This window comes from Streptomyces sp. NPDC028991, from assembly GCF_055564775.1.
This window is the reverse complement of sequence record NZ_JBVHVP010000053.1, coordinates 1-7,656: the sequence shown is the minus strand read 5'-3', so window position 1 is coordinate 7,656 and position 7,656 is coordinate 1. Positions and strand designations below refer to the sequence as shown.

1 protein-coding gene is annotated in these 7,656 nt (G+C 74.2%); it reads left to right on the top strand.

The genetic code is table 11. From position 1 onward, the window contains the following. Nucleotides 1-13: 13 nt before the first annotated feature. Nucleotides 14-7,656, top strand: a 7,643-nt coding sequence (locus ACZ4V1_RS35670) for a type I polyketide synthase (protein WP_468345277.1), incomplete at its 3' end; no start/stop codon positions are given.

Sequence of the window (7,656 nt, the reverse complement as noted above, 5' to 3'; positions counted from 1 at the left end):
CGAGCACTACTGGATCGAGATGACGGGCGCCGACACCGATGTCGCCTCCGTCGGTCTTGCCTCCACCGACCATCCCCTCCTCGGCGCCGTCGTCGGGCTCCCCGGCTCCGACGGCTTCGTGACGACCTCCCGCTGGTCCCTGCGCTCGCTCCCCTGGCTCGCCGATCACGCCATGGCCGACGTGGTCGTGTCGCCCGGGGCCGCGCTCGTCGAGTTGGCCCTCAAGCTCGGTGACGAGATCGGCGCGCCCACGGTGGAGCGGCTCACCGTCGAGCACCCCGTCGTTCTGCCCCTGCGAGGCGGCCGGTCCCTTCAGGTGACCGTCGGCGGCGCCGACGAGACCGGGCGCCGTGCGATCCAGGTGTACTCCCGCGCCGACGACTCCGGTGCTCAGGAGGAGTGGGTCCGGCACGCCGACGGTACGCTCGCGCCGAGCGTGGCCCTGGACGCGTCGGCCCCCGACGACACCACCGGTGTGGACGTCGCTCTGCCGGAGGGCGTCACCGACGCGGACCGGTACGGCCTGCACCCGGCGCTCCTGGACGCGGCCGTCGCCGTCGCGCTCCCGGACGGCATGCGGCCGTACGAGTGGACGGGTGTCTCCCTGCGGGCGTCGGGCGCCTCCGCGCTGAAGGTGCGTACCTCGCGTGCGTCCGGTGAGAACAGCTCGCTCGAACTGGCCGACCGGAGTGGCCGCACGGTCATGTCCGTCGAGGGGGTGACCGGCAGGCCGTACACCCCCGAGCAGGCGATGATCGCCGACGTCCTGACGCATGACGCCTTGTTCCGCGTCGCCTGGACCGAGCTGCCGTCGGTGTCCGCCGACACCGCCGACGCGGGGTCCGCCGCGTACCCGTCCGTGGCATCCGCCGCCGAGGTCGCCGCCGTGGCCGCCACGCCAGGGGCGGCCCCCGCCCACCTGCTGTTCGAGGTGGACCCGGCCGATCCGGACCCCCGCTCCACGACCGCGGCGGCGCTGGGTGTGGTCCAGGAGTGGCTTGCCCGGCCCGCGCTGGCGGACACGCGGCTCGTCGTGCTGACCGCCGACGGCGGCGAGCCCGCCACGGCCGCTGTCCAGGGCCTCGTACGCTCCGCCCAGTCGGAGCACCCCGACCGGATCGTCCTCGTGGAGACCGACGCGGACGCGGGCTCCCGTGCCGCCCTCGCCTCCGCCCTCGCCTCCGCGCCGGCCACCGGCGAGCCGCAGCTGCGGATCCGGGCCGGCCTGGCCGAGGTGCCGCGCCTCGTCCGAGCGACAGCGTCCGGCGCCACCGGTTCCGACACCGTTGCCCGCCCCCTCGACGCCGACGGCACCGTCCTGATCACCGGCGGCACCGGCACCCTCGGGGCCATCGTCGCCCGCCACCTCGTCACCGAACACGGGGCCCGCCATCTGCTGCTGGTGAGCCGCCAGGGCCCGGACGCGCCCGGCGCAGCCCGGCTGACCGAGGAGCTGACCGCCCTCGACGCCACCGTCACGACCGCACGCTGCGACGTGGCGGACCGCACGGAACTCGCCGGCCTCCTGGCCACCGTCGCCGCCGGGAAGCACCCGCTGACCGCCGTCGTCCACACCGCGGGCGTGCTCGACGACGGCATGGTCTCCGAACTGACGCCGGAGCGCATCGACGCGGTGCTGCGGCCCAAGGCGGACGCCGCGCTCCACCTCCACGAGCTGACCCGGCACCTCGACCTCGCGGCGTTCGTCCTGTTCTCCTCGGCCGCCGGTGTGCTCGGCAACCCGGGACAGGCCAACTACGCGGCGGCCAACGCCTTCGTCGACGCCCTCGCGCACCGCCGCAGGACCCTTGGCCTGCCGGCCCTTTCGCTCGCCTGGGGCTACTGGTCCGAGGTGAGCGGGATGACCGAGCACCTCGCCGACGCCGACCTCCACCGCAACAAGCGCAACGGCATGAACGGGCTGTCCGCCGCGCAGGGCATGGCGCTCCTCGACGCCGGCCTGCGCAGCGACGACTCCCTGCTCGTCGCCACCCGCCTCGACATCCGCGCGCTGCGCGCCCGGGCAGCGAGCAGCCCCGTGGCCCCGCTCCTGCGGGGTCTGGCCCCCTCGCCGCGGCCGACGGCGCGGGCCGTCACCGCGGGCTCCGGCTCACTGGCCGAGCGCATCGCGTCGCTGGGCACCGCCGAGCAGACCGGGACGCTCGTGGATCTCGTACGCCGTCACGCGGCCGAGGTCCTCGGACACGCCACGGCGGACGCGGTCGCGTCGGAACGGGCCTTCAAGGAGGCCGGGTTCGACTCGCTGACCGCCGTGGAACTGCGGAACCGCCTCGCCGTCGCGACCGGCTTGCGGCTGTCCCCGACGATGGTCTTCGACTACCCGACGCCGGCCCTGCTCGCCGGGCGGCTCCGGGTGATGCTTCTCGGCTCACTGGGGACCGAGCCGCGCGCGGTGACCGCCGCCGCCGCGGCGACCGCCGTCACCGCCGGGGCGGACGCTCAGGCGTCCCCCGACGAGCCGATCGCGATCGTGGCCATGGCCTGCCGCTTCCCGGCCGGCATCGCGAGCCCCGAAGACCTGTGGCGGGTGGTGAGCGAGGGCACCGACGCGGTGACGGAGTTCCCCGCGGACCGAGGCTGGGACACCGAGCGGCTCTACGACGCCGACCCCGACCACGCGGGCACGACCTACGTCCGCCACGCCGCGTTCCTCGACGACGCCGCGGGTTTCGACGCCGCGTTCTTCGGCATCTCACCGCAGGAAGCACTGGCCATGGACCCGCAGCAGCGGCTGCTTCTCGAGACCTCGTGGGAGGTCTTCGAGCGGGCCGGTATCGACCCGACCTCGCTGCGCGGCCAGGACGTCGGCGTGTTCGCCGGCATCAACAGCAACGACTACAGCCTGCTGCTGCACCGTTCGCCGGAGGTCGAGGGACTCCGCCTCACCGGCAGCTCGGGCAGCGTGCTCTCGGGCCGTATCGCCTACCACCTCGGCCTGGAGGGGCCGGTCCTCACCGTGGACACGGCGTGCTCCTCCTCGCTCGTGGCCCTGCACCTGGCGGTGCAGGCGCTGCGCCGCGGCGAGTGCTCCATGGCGTTGGCCGGCGGCGTGATGATCATGGCCAACCCCGACACGTTCGTCGAGTTCTCCCGCCAGCGCGGTCTGGCCCCGGACGGGCGGTGCAAGGCCTTCGCGGACGGCGCCGACGGCACCGGCTGGTCCGAGGGCGCGGGCCTGCTGCTGGTGGAGCGGCTGTCGGACGCCCGACGCCGCGGCCACCAGGTCCTGGCCGTAGTCAACGGCTCGGCGGTCAACTCCGACGGTGCGTCGAACGGTCTGACGGCTCCGAACGGTCCGGCGCAGCAGCGCGTGATCCGCAAGGCCCTCGCCGACGCCGGTCTGACGCCGGCGGACGTCGACGCCGTCGAGGCGCACGGTACGGGGACGGCGCTGGGCGACCCGATCGAGGCGCAGGCGCTGCTGGCCACGTACGGCCAGGACCGTCCGGCGGACCGTCCGGTGTGGCTCGGCTCGGTCAAGTCGAACCTGGGCCACACCCAGGCGGCGGCGGGCGTCGCGGGCGTCATCAAAATGGTGATGGCGATCCGCCACGGGCTGCTGCCCCGCACCCTGCACGTGGACGCGCCCTCCACGAACGTCGACTGGTCGGCGGGCGCGGTGGAACTGCTGACGGAGTCCCGGTCGTGGCCGGAGACCGAGCGCCCGCGCAGGGCCGCGGTCTCCTCCTTCGGCATCGGCGGAACCAACGCCCATGTGGTGCTGGAGCAGGACACCGCCCCTGAGCCGGCCGACCGCGAGGCGGAGACGGAGGCGGCCCGGGAGGCGGAGTCCGAGGCGGCCCGGGAGGCCGCCACCGGTCCCGCGCCGGACGTCCGGACGGTGCTCGTGCCGGTGTCCGGCAGGACGGCCGACGGGCTGCGCGGGCAGGCCGGTCGCCTCGCCGGCTTCGTCGAGGGCCGCCCCGACGTGAGTCTCGCCGACACGGCGTACTCACTGGCCACCACCCGCGCGCGGCTCTCCCACCGAGCGGTCCTCGTCGCCACCGACCGGGACCACCTCGCCGCGGACCTGCGCGCCCTGGCCGAGAGCGGCGAGCCGAGCCCCGGAACGGTGACCGGTACCCCGGTCGCCGGAAAGCTGGCCTTCCTCTTCACCGGCCAGGGCAGCCAGTGGGCCGGCATGGGCCGCGAACTCGCCGAGAACTTCCCGGTCTTCCGCGACGCCTTCGACGCCGCCTGCGCCGCCGTCGAGCAGCGGCTGGGGGAGGAGCACCTCGACCGCCCGCTGCGCGACATCGTGTTCGCGGCCCCCGGGTCGCCCGAGGCGGCCCTGCTGGACCGGACGATGTACACGCAGGCCGCGCTGTTCGCCCTGGAGACCGCGCTCTTCCGGCTGTACGAGTCATGGGGCGTGCGACCGGACCTCCTCGCCGGACACTCGATCGGCGAGGTGAGCGCCGCACACGTCGCGGGCGTACTGAGCCTGGCCGACGCCGCCACCCTGGTCGCCGCGCGCGGTCGGCTGATGCAGGCCCTGCCTGCGGGCGGCGCGATGGTCGCGGCCGAGGCGACCGAAGCCGAGGTCGCCTCCGTTCTCGCCGGGGACGCCCGGACGGGCGGCGCCGTGTGCGTCGCCGCCGTCAACGGCCCCGACTCGGTGGTGATCTCCGGCAGCGAGGCCGAGGTACTGGCCGTCGCGGCCGAACTGTCGGGCAAGGGCCACAAGACCCGGCGGCTGCAGGTGAGCCATGCCTTCCACTCGGCGCTCATGGAGCCGATGCTCGACGCGTTCCGCGCCGTCTGCGAAGGACTGGACTACCGCTCGGCCGCCATCCCCATGGTGTCGACACTCACCGGCAAGGCCCTCGCCGAGGACGGACCCGGCACCCCGGACCACTGGGTGGACCAGGTCCGCCACGCCGTGCGCTTCGCCGACGCCGTCACGACCCTGAGCGACCTGGGGGCCACGACGTACCTGGAACTCGGGCCGGGTGGTGTCCTCACCGGTATGGCCCTCGGGTCGCTCGGAGACACCCACGCCGACACCGACGCGGCGGCCGGGACGCCCGGCTGTGTGGCCGCGCTCCGCCGCGAGCAGGCGGAAGACGTCAGCGTCCTGACCGCCCTCGCCGAACTGCACGTACGAGGTATCGCCCTCGACTGGACCGGCCTGCACCCGGAGCCGCGCCGGGCCAGGACCGACCTGCCGACGTACGCCTTCCAGCACCGGCGCTACTGGCTCGACAACGCCCTGGACGCCGATGCCCGTGAGACGGGCGGCGCGGACCACCCGCTGCTCGGTACCCCCACGGAGCTGCCCGGCGACGGCGGGATCGTCTACACGGCACGGCTGTCGGCCCGCCGCCACGGCCGGCTCCTCGGCGCTCACGGCACCCGCACCGTTCCGGTCGCCGCTCTCCTGGAAATGATCGTCAAGGCCGGCGACACCGTCGGCTGCGGCGCACTCGAAGAACTGACCGTGCAGAGCACCCTGGTGCTCCCGGAGGACGCGGCCGTCCAGGTCCAGGTGGCCGTCGGCGGCGCCGACTCCACCGGCCGCCGCGCGGTGCACGTGTACAGCCGGTCCCAGGCCGCGGACGCGGACCGGGCGGGCTGGACGCGCCACGCCGGTGGTGTGCTCGCCGCCGGGCTGCCGGAGGCCGCGTTCGACCTCACGACCTGGTCGTCCGCCGCGGACACGTCGAGCACCACCCCGCCCGGCGTGCGGGCCGTCCGGAAGGACGGCGACCTGACCTTCGCCGAAGTGGTGTTGGACGACCACCTGCTCGACGAGGCCGAGCGGTTCACGCTGCACCCGGTCCTCCTCGACACCGTGCTGAGGCTCGTGGCGGCGGTCGACGGCGCCTCGGCGACGGACGACCTCGCCCGCTGCGCGCGGCTCGTCGTCCACGCCGCCGGTGCCACGTCCGTACGGGTACGGATCACTCCCGCCGGCCAGGGCCGTCACCTGGTCGAGCTCGCGGATCCGACGGGCGCGCCGGTTGCGTCCATGGGCCCGCTGGAACTCGGCACGGACGCCGGGGCAGCGACTGATACGGCACCGACGGGCACGGCACCGACGGGCACGGCAGCGGCGGTGGCCGAGGCCCCCGTCGAGGCCCCCATCGCGGCACCTGTCACCGGGGAGGTCCGCCGCCGTGCGGTGACGCGCGACACGGCTGCCACCGGTTCGCTCGCCGAGCGCCTGACCGGGCTCACGACCACGGAACAGCAGCGCCTGCTGGTCCAGGTCGTGGAATCCGGCGCTGCCGCCGTCCTCGGGCACCGTACGACGGACGCCTTCGACCGGACCCGCTCCTTCAAGGACCTCGGCTTCGACTCCCTCGCGGCCGTCAAGCTCCGCAACAGGCTGGCCCACACGACGGGGATCGAAGGACTCTCCGCCTCGGTGGTCTTCGACTACCCGAAGCCCGCCCTGCTCGCCGCCCACCTGCTCGCCGAACTCCTCGGAGAGGAGCCCGCCGTCGACGGCCCGGCAGCCGTGGTGCCCGCGTCCGACCTCGACGATCCGATCGCGATCGTGGCCATGAGCTGCCGCCTGCCGGGCGGTGTGGAGAGCCCCGAGGACCTCTGGCGGCTCGTCGCGGAGAAGCGCGACGCGATCTCCGGCTTCCCCGTCGATCGGGACTGGGACCTGGACGGGCTCTACCACCCGGATCCGGACCACCAGGGCACCAGCTACGCCCGTACCGGCGGATTCCTGCACGACGCGGCGAAGTTCGACGCCGGCCTCTTCGGGATCTCCCCGCGCGAGGCCCTCGCCATGGACCCGCAGCAGCGGCTGCTGCTCGAAACCTCCTGGGAGGCGCTGGAGCGCGCGGGCATCGACCCCCGGTCCACCGAGGGCAAGGACATCGGCGTATTCACCGGCATCGTGCACCACGACTACGTGTCCCGGCTGGGCCGGGCCCCCGAGGGCGTCGAGGGCTACGTCATGGCCGGCACCGCGGGCAGTGTGGCCTCGGGCCGGGTGTCGTACGTGTTCGGGTTCGAGGGTCCCGCGGTGACGGTGGACACGGCCTGCTCGTCGTCGCTGGTGGCGCTGCACCTGGCGGCGCAGGCGCTGCGGCAGGGCGAGTGCACGATGGCCCTCGCCGGCGGTGCCACCGTCATGTCCAGCCCGGACGCCTTCGTGGAGTTCTCGCGCCAGCGCGGCCTCTCGCTCGACGGCCGCTGCAAGTCGTTCGCGGCCTCCGCCGACGGCACGGGCTGGGGCGAAGGCGTGGGCGTGCTACTGCTTGAGCGGCTTTCGGATGCCCGGAGGAACGGTCACGAGGTCCTCGCGGTGGTGCGGGGTTCGGCGGTCAACCAGGACGGTGCGTCGAACGGTCTGACGGCTCCGAACGGTCCGGCGCAGCAGCGGGTGATCCGGAAGGCTCTCGGCAACGCCGGGCTGACCACCTCCGACATCGACATGGTGGAGGCGCACGGTACGGGAACGACGCTGGGTGACCCGATCGAGGCGCAGGCGCTGCTGGCCACGTACGGCCAGGGGCGCGCGGAGGGCCGGCCGTTGTGGCTGGGCTCGCTGAAGTCGAACATCGGGCATGCGCAGGCCGCCGCCGGTGTGGCGAGTGTGATCAAGATGGTCGAGTCGATGCGGCGCGGTGTGCTTCCGGCGACGCTTCACGTGGACGAGCCGACGTCTCAGGT